At 69.3% G+C, this 14,777-nt stretch carries 17 protein-coding genes; 11 read left to right on the top strand and 6 right to left on the bottom strand.

What is annotated here, in order from left to right:
* Nucleotides 1-4 precede the first annotated feature (4 nt).
* The 6 genes from ACIGQF_RS25990 (at nucleotide 5) to ACIGQF_RS25965 (ending at nucleotide 6,988) form a co-directional block, all read left to right on the top strand.
* Entirely contained in the window at nucleotides 5-634 is a 630-nt protein-coding gene (locus ACIGQF_RS25990) for a hypothetical protein (RefSeq protein WP_399714619.1), read from the top strand.
* A complete protein-coding gene (locus ACIGQF_RS25985; protein ID WP_399714617.1) occupies nucleotides 631-1,344 on the top strand; it encodes a hypothetical protein in 714 nt (237 codons plus the stop codon). Before ACIGQF_RS25990 ends, ACIGQF_RS25985 begins: the two co-directional genes overlap by 4 nt.
* Nucleotides 1,344-6,266, top strand: a complete 4,923-nt coding sequence (locus ACIGQF_RS25980; protein ID WP_399714614.1) for a putative T7SS-secreted protein — start codon at nucleotides 1,344-1,346, stop codon at nucleotides 6,264-6,266. Before ACIGQF_RS25985 ends, ACIGQF_RS25980 begins: the two co-directional genes overlap by 1 nt.
* Nucleotides 6,263-6,610 carry a hypothetical protein gene (locus tag ACIGQF_RS25975; protein WP_399714611.1) on the top strand — a complete coding sequence of 116 codons (348 nt, stop codon included), beginning with the start codon at nucleotides 6,263-6,265 and terminating at the stop codon, nucleotides 6,608-6,610. The genes ACIGQF_RS25980 and ACIGQF_RS25975 overlap by 4 nt, the downstream gene beginning before the upstream one ends.
* Before the next feature lie 116 nt (nucleotides 6,611-6,726).
* Nucleotides 6,727-6,852: a DUF6881 domain-containing protein gene (locus ACIGQF_RS25970; protein ID WP_399715131.1), complete on the top strand. Its 126-nt coding sequence runs from the start codon at nucleotides 6,727-6,729 to the stop codon at nucleotides 6,850-6,852.
* Nucleotides 6,800-6,988, top strand: coding sequence for a DUF6881 domain-containing protein (locus ACIGQF_RS25965; protein ID WP_399714608.1), 189 nt, complete (start codon nucleotides 6,800-6,802; stop codon nucleotides 6,986-6,988). The genes ACIGQF_RS25970 and ACIGQF_RS25965 overlap by 53 nt, the downstream gene beginning before the upstream one ends.
* 88 nt (nucleotides 6,989-7,076) lie before the next feature.
* Here the strand turns inward: ACIGQF_RS25965 and ACIGQF_RS25960 are convergent, their stop codons facing one another.
* The 5 genes from ACIGQF_RS25960 to ACIGQF_RS25940 all read right to left on the bottom strand — a co-directional run bounded on the left by ACIGQF_RS25960 (nucleotide 7,077) and on the right by ACIGQF_RS25940 (nucleotide 8,662).
* Entirely contained in the window at nucleotides 7,077-7,340 is a 264-nt protein-coding gene (locus ACIGQF_RS25960; protein WP_399714606.1) for a hypothetical protein, read from the bottom strand.
* Entirely contained in the window at nucleotides 7,337-7,684 is a 348-nt protein-coding gene (locus tag ACIGQF_RS25955) for a DUF6247 family protein (protein ID WP_399715095.1), read from the bottom strand. Before ACIGQF_RS25955 ends, ACIGQF_RS25960 begins: the two co-directional genes overlap by 4 nt.
* 147 nt (nucleotides 7,685-7,831) lie before the next feature.
* A complete protein-coding gene (locus tag ACIGQF_RS25950) occupies nucleotides 7,832-8,104 on the bottom strand; it encodes a GntR family transcriptional regulator (RefSeq protein ID WP_399714603.1) in 273 nt (90 codons plus the stop codon).
* Complete coding sequence (locus ACIGQF_RS25945; protein ID WP_399714600.1) at nucleotides 8,101-8,346, bottom strand: GntR family transcriptional regulator; 246 nt, start codon at nucleotides 8,344-8,346, stop codon at nucleotides 8,101-8,103. Before ACIGQF_RS25945 ends, ACIGQF_RS25950 begins: the two co-directional genes overlap by 4 nt.
* A 52-nt stretch (nucleotides 8,347-8,398) precedes the next feature.
* Nucleotides 8,399-8,662, bottom strand: a complete 264-nt coding sequence (locus ACIGQF_RS25940) for a GntR family transcriptional regulator (protein ID WP_399715092.1) — start codon at nucleotides 8,660-8,662, stop codon at nucleotides 8,399-8,401.
* Nucleotides 8,663-9,183: 521 nt separating this feature from the next.
* On the opposite strand from ACIGQF_RS25940, the gene ACIGQF_RS25935 reads away from it, so the two are divergent.
* On the top strand, nucleotides 9,184-9,399 hold the full coding sequence (locus tag ACIGQF_RS25935; RefSeq protein ID WP_399714599.1) for a hypothetical protein: 216 nt from the start codon (nucleotides 9,184-9,186) through the stop codon (nucleotides 9,397-9,399).
* 107 nt (nucleotides 9,400-9,506) lie between these two features.
* Entirely contained in the window at nucleotides 9,507-9,731 is a 225-nt protein-coding gene (locus tag ACIGQF_RS25930) for a DUF397 domain-containing protein (RefSeq protein ID WP_399714596.1), read from the top strand.
* A gap of 153 nt (nucleotides 9,732-9,884) precedes the next feature.
* On the opposite strand, the gene ACIGQF_RS25925 is transcribed toward ACIGQF_RS25930, so the two are convergent.
* The gene (locus tag ACIGQF_RS25925; RefSeq protein ID WP_399714594.1) at nucleotides 9,885-10,097 is read right to left on the bottom strand and encodes a hypothetical protein; all 213 of its coding nucleotides are present in this window, start codon (nucleotides 10,095-10,097) and stop codon (nucleotides 9,885-9,887) included.
* 326 nt (nucleotides 10,098-10,423) lie between these two features.
* On the opposite strand from ACIGQF_RS25925, the gene ACIGQF_RS25920 reads away from it, so the two are divergent.
* The 3 genes from ACIGQF_RS25920 (at nucleotide 10,424) to ACIGQF_RS25910 (ending at nucleotide 14,546) form a co-directional block, all read left to right on the top strand.
* Nucleotides 10,424-10,897 carry a MarR family winged helix-turn-helix transcriptional regulator gene (locus tag ACIGQF_RS25920; protein WP_399714592.1) on the top strand — a complete coding sequence of 158 codons (474 nt, stop codon included), beginning with the start codon at nucleotides 10,424-10,426 and terminating at the stop codon, nucleotides 10,895-10,897.
* 11 nt (nucleotides 10,898-10,908) lie between these two features.
* Entirely contained in the window at nucleotides 10,909-13,509 is a 2,601-nt protein-coding gene (locus tag ACIGQF_RS25915) for an MFS transporter (protein ID WP_399714589.1), read from the top strand.
* A gap of 200 nt (nucleotides 13,510-13,709) precedes the next feature.
* The gene (locus ACIGQF_RS25910) at nucleotides 13,710-14,546 is read left to right on the top strand and encodes a YceI family protein (RefSeq protein ID WP_361553022.1); all 837 of its coding nucleotides are present in this window, start codon (nucleotides 13,710-13,712) and stop codon (nucleotides 14,544-14,546) included.
* The last annotated feature ends 231 nt before the right edge of the window (nucleotides 14,547-14,777 follow it).

Below are 14,777 nucleotides of genomic sequence, written 5' to 3'. Positions count from 1 at the left end.
ATGCATGAGTACCAGTGGGGCGGGGGCAACCTCGGGTGCTGCGGGTGGGGACGGCCGTACGCGCCTGGAGGACCTGCTGCGGCAGGCCGAAGCCGAGGCGGAAGCGCGGGAGCGGCAGGCGAGCGAGGAGCGAGCGGTCCGTACGGTCGAAGCGCCGACGGCGGCAGCACCGACCGACCGTGACATCAGCCCTGCCGTCGCCCCCGACGCCGAAGACGAAAACGCGGTCGCCCGTGAGCAGCGGGCGTTCGCCGCCCGGCTGGGTGGGTTCCGCCGTACGGCCGTGATCGTGCCGACGCTCGACGGCGACCTGATGACCGCGGTCTACGGCGGCATCCGCTGGGTCTACGCCTTCAGCGACAGACAGGCCCTCGCCCGCTTTGCCGTCGCCGCCGGCTGGGAGCCGCCGCCCGCGGACGGCCTGGAGTTCCTGACCGTGTACGGCGCCCGGCTGCTGGACGTGGTGGCCCCGGCGACCGGTGAGCCGACGGGCGTGGCTCTGGACGTCGCGGACGCGGAGACGGGCGGCTGCGTGCTGTTCCCACCCGTACGCGGCATCGTCCCCGACGAGGCGGCCGTGGACGGCGCCAACGGTGAAGCACTCGCGACGGCACCGGGGGAGGCCACGGCATGAGCGGCGAGCAGCCCGGGATGAGCGACGAGCTGAAGGACCTCCATGTCTCGCCCTCGGCCATCAAAAAGATCACCAGCGGCATCAACGGTGCCATCGACGAGCTGCAGGCCATCGGTCAGGCGGGCGCCGCCGAGGTCGGCCGCGGCTTCTCCGAGCTCGCCCTGACCGGCATGGAAACCGGCTACGCCGACCTCACCGCGAAGTTCGAGACGTTCTGCGAGCGCTGGGAGTGGGGTGTCCGTTCCCTCGTGAAGGAGGCCCTGGACCTCGCCGAGGGGGTGGGCCTCTCGGCGGGCCTGCTGCACGAGGCGGACGGCTACGTCCAGGGCACGATGAAGGTCGGCTGGACGGCAGCGATGGGCAACCCTCACCTGTCCGAGGAGGACGCCGAGAAGCGCGGCTGGGGCCAGACGCTCGAGGACAACCCGATCCACAACCTCGCCAACCCCGACTACAGCGCCAAGTCCATGCTGCAGGCCGGACAGGACGCCGAGGGCACCTGGAAGGCGACGGCGCACGACCTCACCACGGACGGGATGATCGGCGGCCAGCACAGCGCGTTCGCGCAGCTCGCCGGTTACGGGGACGAGTACCAGGCAGCGGCGGACGAAGCCTTCGGCCCGGACCGGAAGGCCGACGGCGGCAGCACGCACGGGGAGAGCGGCGAGCGCGGCGAGGGCCGCACCGAGCACGGGGGAAGCAACAGCTGATGGGCTGGGACGACTGGATACCGGACGGCGTCAAGGACGGGGTCAACGATGTCGCCGACAAGGTCGGTGACGCGTACGAGGACGGCCAGAAGGCCATCGGCCAGGGCATCGACCACTACAGCGGCCGGCTGGCGGACACCATGGACGACGCCGGTTGGGGCAGCGGTGCCGACTGGGTCCGCAGCAAGGGCGACTCGGTCGCCAACCATCTCGGCGCGGAGGTCCAGGAGTGGGAACTCGGCCAGACCGAGGACCCCAAGAAGCTGGTGCACGGCAGCGCCGACAAGATCCGCGCCACGGCCAAGAACCTCAGCGACTTCCAGAAGGCGTTCGACAAGGTCGCCTCCGGGATGCGGCAGCTGGACTCGGGTGAGTGGCGCGGCAAGTCCGCCGACGCCTTCCGCAAGAAGTTCGCCATGCACCCGGCCAAGTGGGCGCACGCCGCCGACGCCTGCGAAAAGGCGTCGAAGGCCCTGTCCGACTTCGCCGAGACCGTGCACTGGGCGCAGCAGCAGGCCCAGGTGGCGATCAACGAGTACAAGAAGGGCCAGGAGGCGACCGACAAGGCGCGGGCCGCGCACGCGAGGGACGTGACCGCGTACGCGAAGGACCTCCAGACCTACAAGGACGCCCAGGAGGCGGGCAAGGATCCGGGCAAGCGCCCCACCGATCCGGGCGACTTCACCCATGATCCCGGCGAGGCGCTGCGCAACGCCGCCAGGGACAAACTGAAGCACGCCCGCAAGCAGCGGAACACGGCCGGTGCCCACGCGGTGACCCACGTGGACGCCGCCCTGGCCCACGCCCCCGCCGAGCCGGAGTTCACCGACCGGCTGGGCATGGAGGCGTACGACAAGGTCCAGGGAGCTCCGACCGAGCTCCTGCACACGGCGGGCGGCTTCACGAAGGGCGCGTTCGGGCTGCTGTCCTTCGCCCGCTCGATCAGCCCGATGGACTCGTACAACGTCTCGCACCCGGCCGAGTACGCGATGACGCTGAACTCCACGGCCGCGGGCCTGGTCGGCATGGCGAACCACCCGGAACGCCTCCCGGCCGCCATCGTCGGCACGGGTTGGAGCCATGACGCGTCGGAGGCCAAGGGGCGACTCCTCTTCGACGTCGCCCTGGACATCGCTACGGGCGGCGCGGGCGCGGCGGCGAGCGCGGGGTCCCGGACGGCGAAGGCTGCCCGGCTCGCCGACGACGTCGGAGAGGGCGCGCTCCGCCGCGAGGGGCGGGATGCGGTGGAGGGCGCGGGGGAACGCACGGCGCGCGAGCAGGCGGACGAGGCCGAGAAGGGCGCGGCCGAGCGGGCCGAAGACCAGAAGGTCTGCCGGGAGGACCCGGTCGACATGGCCACCGGCCGGACGGTGCTGCCGCAGACCGACCTGAGTCTCCCGGCCGCCGGCCTTCCGCTGGTATTCCGCCGCACTTTCGAGTCGTCATATCGTGCCGGCCGGTGGTTCGGCCCGTCGTGGGCCTCCACCGTGGACGTGCGCCTGGAGATCGACACCCGGGGTGTCGTCTTCGTACGCGAGGACGGCTCCCTGCTGTCCTACCCGCACCCGGTCCCGGGCGTCGCCACGCAGTCCGAGGAAGGCGACGGCTGGGCGCTGGAGCGGGAGGCCGATGGTGGTTACCTGGTCACCGACCCGGGCACCGGCCGTACCTGGTTCTTCTCCCCGCCCGCCGACGGTGCGGAGGACGGCGTCGCCCTGCTCGAACAAATCTCCCATCGCGGCGGCCACTGGATCACCTTCACATACGACGCCGCGGGTACCCCCAGAGAGATCGCGCACAGCGGCGGCTACCGAGTGCGCGTCAGCACGGCTGACGGTCGCATCACCGCCTTGCACCTGGCCGGCGCCGAAGACGCGTCCGACAGTGACGTCGAGGTTGTTCGCTACGGCTACACGGACGGCGACCTCACCGAGGTGACCGGCTCCTCCGGTACCCCGCTGCGCTTCGGCTACGACGACCGGCACCGCATCACGTCCTGGACGGACACGAACGGTTCCCGTTTCGACTACGAGTACGACGACCGGCACCGCTGTGTCTTCCAGTCCGGCGTGGCGGGCCACATGCGGAACACCTTCCGCTACGACGAGACCGACGAGGCCACCGGGCACCGCGTCACCTCGGTCACCGATTCGCTCGGCCACACCACCCGCTTCCTGATCAACGAACGCACCCAGGTCGTCGCCGAAATAAGCCCCACCGGGGCGGTCACCCGCACCGAGCGCGACCGACACAACCGAGTGCTGTCGGTCACCGATCCGCTGGGCAGCACCACCGCGTACGACTACACCGCCGGCGGCGAACTGACGAGCGTCGTCCGCCCCGACGGCACCCGGGCGGCCGCCACTTACAACGCCCTCGGTCTGCCGGTCGAGGTCACCGATCCGGACGGTGCCGTCTGGCGCCAGACGTATGACGAGGCCGGCCGCCGCACGTCGGCCACCGACCCGTCCGGGGCCGTCACGACATTCACGTACGACGACCGCGGGCATCTCGCCTCGATCACGAACGCCGAGGGCCACACCACCCTCGTACGCTGCGACTCCCGCGGTCTCCCCGAGCAGATCACCGACCCGCTCGGCGGCACGACGACCTACGTACGGGACGCCTTCGGCCGCGTCATGGCACACACCGACCCCCTCGGCGCCACCACCCGCCTGGCCTGGACCGTGGAGGGCCGCCTTGCTCGCCGCACGGCCCCCGACGGCTCCACCGAGTCCTGGACGTACGACGGCGAAGGCAACTGCCTGACCCACACCGACGCGAACGGCGGCGTCACCCGCTACGAGTACACCCACTTCGACCTGCTCACAGCCCGCACCGAGCCGAACGGTGTGCGCTACTCCTTCGAGTACGACGCACAGCTCCGGCTGACCAAGGTCACCAACCCGCAGGGTCTGGAGTGGTCGTACGCCTACGACCCCGCCGGTCTCCTTGCCGCCGAGACGGACTTCGACGGCCGCCGGGTGACGTACGAACGGGACCCGGCCGGCCGCCTCGCCGCCCGCACCAGCCCACTGGGCCACACCACCGTCTACCAGTACGACAAGCTCGGCCGTACGACAGCCAAGCGCACCGCCGACGGCACGACGACCCGCTACACCCACGACCCGAGCGGCCGCCTCCTCCGCGCGACAGCGCCGGACAGCGAGGTGGCGTGGGCCCGCGACCCCCTGGGCCGTATCACCGCCGAAACGGTCAACGGCCGCACCATCTCCTACACGTACGATCCGCTGGGCCGCCGCACCCACCGTCGTACGCCCACCGGCGCCGAAGCCTCGTACACCTACGACGCCGCCGGCCGCCGCACGTCCCTGACGACCTCCGGCCGCACCCTCGACTTCACCCACGACGCCGCGGGCCAGGAGACAACCCGCAGCCTCACGGACGGCCTGATCACCCTCCACCAGTCGTACGACCCGGCGGGCCGCCTGTCGTCCCAGTCCCTGTACGGCGCGACGCCGCCAGGTGCCTCCGCGGAAGGCACGTCGACGCCATCAGGTGCCGCTGCGGATGGCGCGACCGCGCAAACGAACCCGCTCCAGCACCGGTCGTACACCTACCGCCCCGACGGCTACCTCACCGGCAACGACGACCTCCTGAACGGCCCCCGCCGCTTCACCCTCGACCCCGTCGGCCGCGTCACCGCGGTCTCCGCCCACAACTGGACCGAGACCTACGCCTACGACGAGGCCGGCAACCAGACATCCGCCGAATGGCCCGGCGCGCACGCCAACTCGGAAGCCACCGGCGCCCGCACCTACACCGGCACCCGCCTCACCCAGGCCGGCCGCATCCGCTACGAACACGACGCCGCGGGCCGCCTGACCCTGCGCCAGAAACGCCACCTCTCCGGCAAGCGCGAATCCTGGCACTACACCTGGGACACCGAGGACCGCCTGACCTCGGTAACCACCCCCGACGGCACCATCTGGCACTACCACTACGACCCGCTCGGCCGCCGCACGTCCAAGCAGCGCCTGTCTTCAGACGGCACCGCCGTTCTGGAACAGGTGGACTTCACCTGGGACGGCACCACCCTCACCGAACAAACCACCTCAGGCGGGCCGTCGACCCCGCCCATCACCCTCACCTGGGACCACAACGGCCTCGCCCCCATCGCCCAGACCGAACGAATAAGCGCGGCGGATGCCCCCCAATCCGAAATCGACTCCCGCTTCTTCGCCATCATCACCGACCTCATCGGCACCCCCACCGAACTGGTCTCCCCCGAAGGCGAAATAGCCTGGCACACCCGAACCACCCTCTGGGGCACCACAACCTGGAACGCAAACGCGACTGCGTACACCCCCCTCCGCTTCCCAGGTCAATACTTCGACCCCGAAACCGGGCTGCATTACAACTGTTACCGCTATTACGACCCGACGACTGCCCGGTACGTCACGTCAGATCCGCTGGGCCTGACTCCGGCACCCAATCCTGATACCTACGTCCATAATCCTCATATTTGGAGCGACAGCCTGGGGCTCTCCCCTGACGACTGTCCGAAGAAAGCATCAGAAGCACCGGAGCGCAAGCCGAACGGTGGCTGGGATTTGCGTGACAGGAATCCTATGGACGTCGTTCCATCTGATGCCCACATTCGTGAGCTCACTCCGGACCCGAACGGCGGTGCACAAGAGGGGGTAGAGTACAAATGGAAGGATCCTGAAACAGGAAATACTGTACGAATGCGAGTGCATGGACCTGACGGGAAAGCGCCAGAAGGTTCACATGCAGCCAACGGGGACATCTACAGGATATCCATCGGCGGAAAATACCAGGACGTCGAAGGGAACCTGTACCACCGGCAAGTACACAATCCCAACAGTCCGAACTACAATGCAGAAGCCGCCAACGGCACTCACATCCCCTGGCCCACTCAGTACCCTCTACCGTATTGAAAGACAGCGAGACGTCAATGACCATTCAAGCGTCACAAATGCTGGACATTCTGCGCAATGTCTGCGCCAATGATCCGCAGCTGCGAGAGTATGGAGCGGACACGGTCACCGATCTCGTAGGGTCTTACTCGCGCACAGAGGTACAGATCTTGGCCGGAGTTCTCTCGCTTTGCGCCAGTTCAGAAGAGAACTACGAAACTCTGGAGGCCCAGCTCCACGCGATTCTGGAACTTGGCTCAACCGGCCTGTTGAGCGTAGACAATATCCAGCGCTTGCGAGAAATTGACCGTGCGAAAATTCCTGTTGAGCTGAGCGATTACATCGACGATCTCCTTCAGAACTGACGGCATTCGCGAGCGAATCACAGCGCGGGAACACCTAGGCGCGAACAAGACCCGAAAAAACCCAGGAGCAAGCCAGAAAGCGGCCGCTGGTGTTACCCCCGGACAGGGTTGAGCGCGTGGAGCAATGGAAGGTTCGCTGGGATTACAAGTTTGCGGATGAGGCTGTCGTGTTCTACAGCGAGGCGGGGGATGATGGGTATGAAGTGCGGAAGGCGCAGGTTGAAGGCGGATTGCCTGCATGAGTCCGGTGAGATCGGCCTGAGCGAGGTCCCGGTTGGAAGGATCGAGGACGTGGCGGGGCAGAGTGAGTTCGCTGCGGAGATCATCGAGCACGGGGAGTTCGAGACCGCGTGGGGGCAATCGGTTTGGCCGGCATGAAGGATGAATGACGGTCGAGCGGGGGCGGCTGGTGCGCGCTCCTCTGGGGCGCTCGTATTCGCTGCGCGTGTGGCAGAGCGGTGGGGCGTCAGCCGTACCAGGTGATGTTGCAGATGTAGATGCGCTCGTGGCGGGGTACGGCGAGGAAGCTGATGAAGCCGCGGCCGCCGAGGATGTCGAACTCCCGCAGGCCGCCCTCGCGGTCGATGGGCCTGCCTACCTTGACCGCGTCGCGCCCGAGCGCGGCGAGTTCGGTCGCCAGGCGTTCCACCTCTGCTGTCGCACCAAGCGGTAGGCCACCGGCGACGTAGTCCTTGCTCGGGTTGTATTCCCACGTCCAGTCACCGGTCACAGCCCGGCCTCTTTCTCCGCCGCCTCGCGGATCCGCCGAATCTCGGCGATGGCCTCTGTGGGGTCTTGGTCCCCCGCATCGACGATGCGCTCCAGTTCATGGAGACGGGCGGCGCGTTCGGGGTACCGCTCGATCGCGATGAAGACGGCCCAGGAGTGTACGAAGGCGCGGAGAGGGGCGAGGCTCTGCGTCTGCTGTGCGTTCGTCGTCGCCTCGAAGAGGTGCTGGGTGAGGGCAGCTACCCGACTCGGAGCGATGCGTGACACGGCGGCCCGCAGAGCGTCGGGCGTGTGGTCAGGCATCGGGATCAGCGGTCCGTGCGGGCCGTCGGGCTGCGCGCTCACGGTGTCCTCCAGTGCGGCGGGTGCGTCCATACGTTAGCGGTCGGGCCGACGGCCCGGGCCCGGAGTGGAACACCGACGGCCCGAGGCCCGCACGGCTTGCCCCTCGGACGGTGCGCCGGCACGGTGACGCCCTGGCTCAGATGGCCGTCACTCTCGTGCGGCGGGCCTGTTCTCCTCGCACGAGTTCTTGGTTACGAATGACCCCATGCCGGGCGTCGTGACGATCAGGCCCTCCGCTCGAAGGGCTGCGGTGGCCTTGCGGACGGTTACCCGGGCGACGCGGAACTCCTGCTCCAGCTGGACTTCGGAGATCAGGTGATGATGCGGGTACACCCCGTTCGCGATCCGCTGCCGTACCGCTTCGGTGATCTGTACCCCCTTCGGGCGGGTCAGGTCGAACTCCGGTGGGCTGGTGCTCATGCGTCTTCCGGGAGCTGCTGCGAGACGAAGGAGCCCGTGCCGTGCCGGGTGTGGATCAGGCCTTCGGCGCGTAGGCCGCGGTGCACCTTCTGGGAGGTGGAGTTGGCGATGCCGAACTCTGCCGACAGGGCGAGGACAGACGGTACGCGCATGCCCGGGGCGTAGGTGCCCTCGGCGATGCGGCGGCGGATCACGTCGACGACCTGCTGCCAGCGGGGGCGTCCCGGTTCGAAGTCCGTCACAGCCGGACGGTACTTCGCCCGGGCGTACCGAAGCGTTTCTTCGGGGCGGCCTTCATCCGTCCTGGGGACTCGCGGCCAGCTTCTCCATTGCCGTCTTCGTCACGAAGGAGCCCATGCCGACCTGGGTCTGGATCAGGCCCTCCGCACGCAGTCCACGGTGGACCTTCTGGCCGGTGGACGTGGCGATGCCGAATTCCTCCAGCATCTCGGCGACGGACGGCACGCGCGTGCCGGGCGGGTAAGTGCCGTCCTCTATGCGCGCGCGGATGATCCTTGCCACTTGGCGCCATCGCGGCTCGTCCGGTGCAAACTCCATCACGGGACCAAGGTAAGCAGTCCACGCCATACCACGCGAGACGTAGCTACGGTGCCTAGGCGAGCTAGGGGTAGCAGACTGCACCAGAGCTAAGAACTCGAGGCCCCGGCGGCTGCGGCAACAGCCCCGGGGTGTGGTCAACGCCAAGCCTGAAAGAGGAGCGCCGACATGCGTCACCGTATCGTCCGGGCCGTGGCGTGGCTGGGAGATTTGTTCTCCCGGTCCGTTACGACGGTCAGCCACTCCCGAACGGCCAGCCCTCCTCCCCCGCGTTCGCAACCACCGAGGCGGCACGACGAGTTGATCGACGGGGACGCGGCCCGCCTCGTGCGGCCGTACCTCGTGGCCTGTGAGCGGCAGGCTCGGGAGCGGGCCGCTCGGCTCTTCGCGTATGACGGCGGCTTCTCCGTGTACGCGGCGTACGCCGCATGAGCGAGCCGGAACAGCTACGGCTGCTGCCCTGGGCCGGGAGTGATGGGCGGCGGTGTTATCTGTCGACCGGGGCGGACGGGAGTGGGTACGTGGCGCGGCTGGCCGATGAGGTGGAGGCTGTGCAGCTTGCCATGGGGGCTCGACTGGTCGAGCGGGCCGAGGACGTGCTCGGTGCGGTGGGGCGTGAGCGGCGGGCGCGGCCGAATGAGCTGCGGTGCCTCGCGTACGGGCTGGTCGAGGCGTTGCGGGATGCGTTGCGGATTGCCGAGAGCCAGGGTGGGCGGTTGCCCCGGACGCCGCAGTAGCCGCAACGTGCGGAGGGGCTGCTGAACGGCCCCTGTCGTGGTGCGCGGCCCGGCAGGGCGGGTCAGGGTGAGGTCAAGGGAGGGGGGCTACGAGAGGAGCGAGTTCGGTGAGTGCCGCGAAGGATGAGCTGTATGGGCTGGACCTGACGGACGTGCGGTGGCGGAAGAGCAGTAGGAGCTTGGCCGACGGGGCGTGCGTGCAGGTCGCGGAGGTGGCGGGTGGGGCGGTGGCGCTGCGGGACTCGCGGCATCCGGAGCGCGGGGATCTGCGGTTCACGGCGGAGGAGTGGACCGCGTTCTGTGGCGGGGTGCGGGACGGGGAGTTCGACTGAGGGAGGCCCGCGGGGCGACTGCGGCAGATGCGTAAGGGCTTCTCCCGGACCGGGGCCGAGGTGGGCGCCTGGTCCGGGAGAAGCCCTGAAGTCGTACAGGGGCGGAGAGGGGGACGGTGGGAGCAGGGGCGCAAGCCCCTCGGGGACGAGGCGTCAGGCCAGGGCCAGCCACGCCGCCGCGGCGACGATCACGACGGCGACGACCACGCCGATGATGATGCCCGCGCGGGGGCCCGAGGAGGTCTGCTGGGTGGCCGCGGCGGCGCGGGGGGACTGGGGGGCGCCTTCGTCGACGAAGGCGCGGAACATCTGCGTGCTGCCGGCCGGGTCGTGGTTGCCGTCGGGCGTCTGCGGGTTGTTCGCCATAGGCCGAGACCCTAGCGAACCGGTGGGTAGGGGGACACCCCCAGCCAACCGGAGTGCGGCCGTTTCCTTGAAGGAGAGGGACGGGGGATGGAGCCGGTCGGAGCGCCGCAAAAGTGTCGCGGGTGCGCGAGGGGCTCCGTATGCCCCGGTGAAAGCGTCTACACACCGCCCTGACCTGCGGGTTTACGGAGTACCGCCACACCCTTGACTCATGCACGGTACATCTTTTTGGTTTCCTTTACCTCGTGAACCCAAGATTCGTTTGCCTGTGGCAACCAAATGCTTCTATGGTTGCCTCAAGCAACAAAAGATGTGTGGAGGTGCCCATGGCAGCGCAGGGTCAGTACCAGGAGCTGGCCAGGCAACTCAGCGCCATCGGTGCCGTGAAACGCGAGCTCGGGCGCATCCTGCCCCACGACTGCCCGCCCGCCTCGGTAGGCGTGCTCACCATCCTCGACCGGTACGGCGAGATGCGGATGAGCAAGCTGGCCGAGCTGTTGATGATCGACATGTCGGTGACCAGCCGGCACGTCGCCCACATCGCGGAGCGCGGCTGGATCGAGCGGGAGCCCGACCCTCTGGACAAGCGGTCCAGGCTGCTTCGACTGACACCCCGCGGACGGGAGCTCCTCGCCGAGCTGGCCGTCCGCTACACAGACTCCCTCGCCCGGTACCTCGACGACTGGTCCGACGACGACGTCGGCCGGCTGAACGAGCTGCTCGCGAAGTTGCACGAGAGTTTCGGCGACTGCCGCACCCGGGCGGGACACGACCACACCACCCGTACACCAGCAGGATGAGAAGGAATTACATGGCTACAACCACACCAGCCGGTGTGCGGGGCGGCCACGCCAAGCACGGAGGCGGCAGTGCCGCCTCCGCCGGAGCCCCCATGACGCACCGTCAGATCATGGAGGCGCTGTCCGGGCTGCTGCTCGGTATGTTCGTCGCCATTCTTTCTTCGACCATCGTGTCGAACGCGCTCCCGCAGATCATTCATGATCTGGACGGCGGGCAGAGTGCCTACACCTGGGTCGTGACGGCCTCGCTGCTGGCGATGACCGCGACGACCCCGCTGTGGGGCAAGCTGTCCGACCTGTTCAGCAAGAAGCTGCTGGTGCAGCTCTCGCTCGTCATCTACGTCGGCGGCTCCGTCGTCGCCGGTCTCTCGCAGAACAGCGGCATGCTGATCGCCTGCCGTGTCGTGCAGGGCATAGGCGTGGGCGGTCTCTCCGCCCTGGCCCAGATCGTGATGGCCGCGATGATCTCCCCGCGTGAGCGGGGACGGTACAGCGGTTATCTCGGTGCTGTTTTCGCCGTTGCCACCGTTGGTGGGCCGCTGCTCGGTGGCGTCATCACCGACACCTCGTGGCTCGGGTGGCGCTGGTGCTTCTACGTCGGCGTGCCCTTCGCGGTGATCGCGCTGATCGTGCTCCAGAAGACCCTGAAGCTCCCCGTGGTCAAGCGCGAGGGCGTCAAGGTCGACTGGGCGGGTGCCTTCTTCATCAGCGCGGCGGTCTGCCTGCTGCTGGTGTGGGTCACCCTGGCCGGCGACAAGTACGACTGGATGTCCTGGCAGACCGCTGCCATGGTCGGCGGTGCCGTGGTGCTCGCGCTGATCTTCGTCCTGGTCGAGACCAAGGCGGCCGAGCCGATCATCCCGCTGCGGCTGTTCCGCAACAAGACGATCACGCTCGCCTCGCTGGCCTCGCTGTTCGTCGGTATCGCGATGTTCTCCGGCACCGTGTTCTTCAGCCAGTACTTCCAGCTGGCGCGCGGCAAGTCGCCGACGATGTCCGGCGTGATGACCATCCCGATGATCGCGGGTCTGTTCATCTCGTCGACCGTGTCGGGCCAGGTCATCACCAAGACCGGCAAGTGGAAGGCCTGGCTGGTCTCCGGTGGTGTGCTCGTGACCGCGGGTCTCGGCCTGCTGGGCACGATCCGGTACGACACCGAGTACTGGCACGTCGCGATCTTCATGGCCCTGATGGGTCTCGGCATCGGCATGATGATGCAGAACCTGGTCCTCTGCACGCAGAACCAGGTCGCCCCGCAGGACCTCGGCTCCGCCTCGTCCGTCGTCACCTTCTTCCGCTCCCTCGGCGGTGCGGTCGGTGTCTCGGCGCTCGGCGCGGTGCTGGCAACCCGAGTCACGCACTACGTCAAGGACGGCCTGGCCGACCTCGGACCGGCTGCCGCCAAGGCGGCTCAGTCCGGTGCCGGCGGCGGGGGCATCCCGGACCTGGACGCCCTCCCGGCGCCCCTCCGGACGGTCATGGAGAGCGCCTACGGGCACGCTGTCGCCGACATCTTCCTGATCGCCGCCCCCTGCGCGCTGCTCGCCTTCCTTCTGACGCTTTTCATCAAGGAGGTCGCCTTGAAGACCAAGGGTGGACTGGCCCAGTCCTCCGACGACGGCTCGGACGCCACCGCGTCCGGCGCCACCACGGACGCCGCTGCCGCCACGGCCCCGGCCGCCGCTTCCGCCGCCTCGACCGAGGCACTGGAGCCGGCCCTGGTCGGCGCCCCGTCCGTCGCCCCGGACGAGCACGCCCCGTCCTGGGCCCAGCCCCAGCCGGCCGCGGCCGCGCAGGGTCAGCGCCTGGCGGCGTACGCCTCCGCCGGCGACCCCGGCACCCCGGAGGGCCCGGCCATCACCGGCTTCGTCCGGAACGCCGACGGCCGGCCCGTGGCGCGCTCCGCGGTCACGCTGATCTCGCTCAGCGGCCGCCAGCTGGGCCGCTCGGTGGCCCAGGCCAACGGCTCGTACGTGCTGAACGCCCCCGGCGCCGGCTCGTACGTCCTGATCGCGGCCGCCGACGGCCACCAGCCGCAGGCGTCCACGGTCGTCGTGGGTGACCAGCCGGTCGGCTACGACATCCTGCTCAGCGGCACCAGTGGCCTGCGCGGCCTGGTCCGCAGCGTGGTCACCGGCGAGCCGGTGGACGGCGCGATGGTCGTGGTCACGGACATCCGCGGTGAGGTGCTGGCGACCGGCAAGACCGGCACCGAGGGCTCCTTCGCCTTCGACGAGCTGGCCGCCGGTACGTACACCGTCGCGGTCAACGCCACCGACTTCCGGCCGACGGCACAGCCGGTCGAGGTCAGCGGCCAGGGCATCACCCGCCTGGAGATCGCGCTGCAGTCCGGCGCCCGTGTCCAGGGCATCGTCCGGGCCGGTGCGGACCGCCGTCCGCTGCCGGACGCGCGGGTCACGCTGGTCGACGCGGCCGGCAACGTGGTCGCCACCTCCACGACCGGTGAGGACGGTGCGTACGCCTTCACCGACCTGGACACCGGCGACTACACGGTGATCGCCAGCGGTTATCCGCCGGTGGCCAACGCGCTGTCGGTGGACGCGAGCGGGGCCGACGGCTACGACGTCGAACTCGCCCACCCGGGCGACTGACACCACCACGGCGATAGAGCCAACGGGGGCCGGGGCATCTCGCCCCGTGAGCACAGCCCCGGTCGGGGGCGCGCATTGAGCGGAGACGCGCCCCGGACCGGACCACAGGGCCCCGGCGGCGGCGGGCATCAAAGGCAGGGGACGGCCTGCTCGCCGCCGGCCGGGGCCCACATGTACCAAGCACGACATCGGGAGTGGGTATGAGTTCGACAGGCGCGGGCGTTCGGGCACAGGTCCGGACACGCGACGGCTGGGCGGTCAAGCACGCGGTGCTGACCGTCACGGACATGACGGGCACGCAGGTCCTGCGGGCAACGGCCGACGAGGACGGCGTCGTGCGCGACGCGACGCCGCTGCAGCCCGGCCCTTACACGGTGATCGTGACGGCCGTGGGCTACACGCCGGTCGCCTCGACCTCGATCGTGACGGCGAGCGGCCGGATGGACGTCGGCAACCTGACGCTGGCCCGCCAGGGCGGCGCCGAGCTGCCCCCGCCCGGACCGTGGACGATCGACCCGATGCACTCGTCCGTGGCGGCGTCCGCGCAGCACCTGGGGATCTCCAGCGTGCGCGGCCGGTTCACCGAGTTCGCGGGCCGCATCGACATCTCGGAGGACCTGGAGAAGTCGCGCGTCGAGGCGGTCATCAAGGCCGCGTCGATCGACACCGGCAACGGCATGCGCGACGGCCACCTGCGCAACGCCGACTTCCTGGACGTGGAGACCTACCCGGAGCTGACCTACCGCTCCACGGGTCTCGAGGCGGCCGGGCCGGACCGCTGGACCGTGCATGGCGACCTCTCGCTGCACGGCGTCTCGCGGCCGGTGGACCTGAACCTCTCGTACCTGGGCACGGGCCCGGACCCGTGGGGCGGTACGCGGGCGGCGTTCAGCGCCACCGCCGAGCTGCGCCGCGAGGACTTCAAGATGAACTACAACCAGGTCGTCGCGGCAGGCATCGCCGCCATCGGCACCACCCTCCGGGTGGAGCTGGACATCCAGGCGGTCCAGGGGGACTCGCTGCCGATGGCGGGCTGAGCGGCTGTACGCAGGCTCCGGCCGGCCGATCACTCCCGACGGTCGGCCGGGTACCCGTAAGAGAACCGGGTGACCACAGGAGAAGAAGAACGGGCGGCGGCTGTCCCTTCGCGGACAGCCGCCGCCCGTCCGCGGCCCCGGGGGGCGGGGGCGTGTGGAGGGGGGCGGGGCCCCTGTGGACCCCGCCCGGGCAGGGGGATGGGGCCCCCGGGCGCCTACCCGCTCTTGCCC

This window comes from Streptomyces sp. NPDC053560 (assembly GCF_044544605.1).
Lineage (GTDB): Bacteria > Actinomycetota > Actinomycetes > Streptomycetales > Streptomycetaceae > Streptomyces.
This window is presented reverse-complemented; position numbering and strand designations above follow the sequence as displayed.

Excerpts from the sequence above, each read along its gene's own strand:
- ACIGQF_RS25915 (WP_399714589.1), top strand. The coding sequence starts at position 10,909 with ATGGCTACAACCACACCAGCCGGTGTGCGGGGCGGCCACGCCAAGCAC.
- ACIGQF_RS25950 (WP_399714603.1), bottom strand. The coding sequence starts at position 8,104 with ATGAGCACCAGCCCACCGGAGTTCGACCTGACCCGCCCGAAGGGGGTA.
- ACIGQF_RS25910 (WP_361553022.1), top strand. The coding sequence starts at position 13,710 with ATGAGTTCGACAGGCGCGGGCGTTCGGGCACAGGTCCGGACACGCGAC.
- ACIGQF_RS25980 (WP_399714614.1), top strand. The coding sequence starts at position 1,344 with ATGGGCTGGGACGACTGGATACCGGACGGCGTCAAGGACGGGGTCAAC.
- ACIGQF_RS25920 (WP_399714592.1), top strand. The coding sequence starts at position 10,424 with ATGGCAGCGCAGGGTCAGTACCAGGAGCTGGCCAGGCAACTCAGCGCC.
- ACIGQF_RS25985 (WP_399714617.1), top strand. The coding sequence starts at position 631 with ATGAGCGGCGAGCAGCCCGGGATGAGCGACGAGCTGAAGGACCTCCAT.
- ACIGQF_RS25940 (WP_399715092.1), bottom strand. The coding sequence starts at position 8,662 with ATGGAGTTTGCACCGGACGAGCCGCGATGGCGCCAAGTGGCAAGGATC.
- ACIGQF_RS25990 (WP_399714619.1), top strand. The coding sequence starts at position 5 with ATGAGTACCAGTGGGGCGGGGGCAACCTCGGGTGCTGCGGGTGGGGAC.
- ACIGQF_RS25925 (WP_399714594.1), bottom strand. The coding sequence starts at position 10,097 with ATGGCGAACAACCCGCAGACGCCCGACGGCAACCACGACCCGGCCGGC.
- ACIGQF_RS25965 (WP_399714608.1), top strand. The coding sequence starts at position 6,800 with ATGATGGGTATGAAGTGCGGAAGGCGCAGGTTGAAGGCGGATTGCCTG.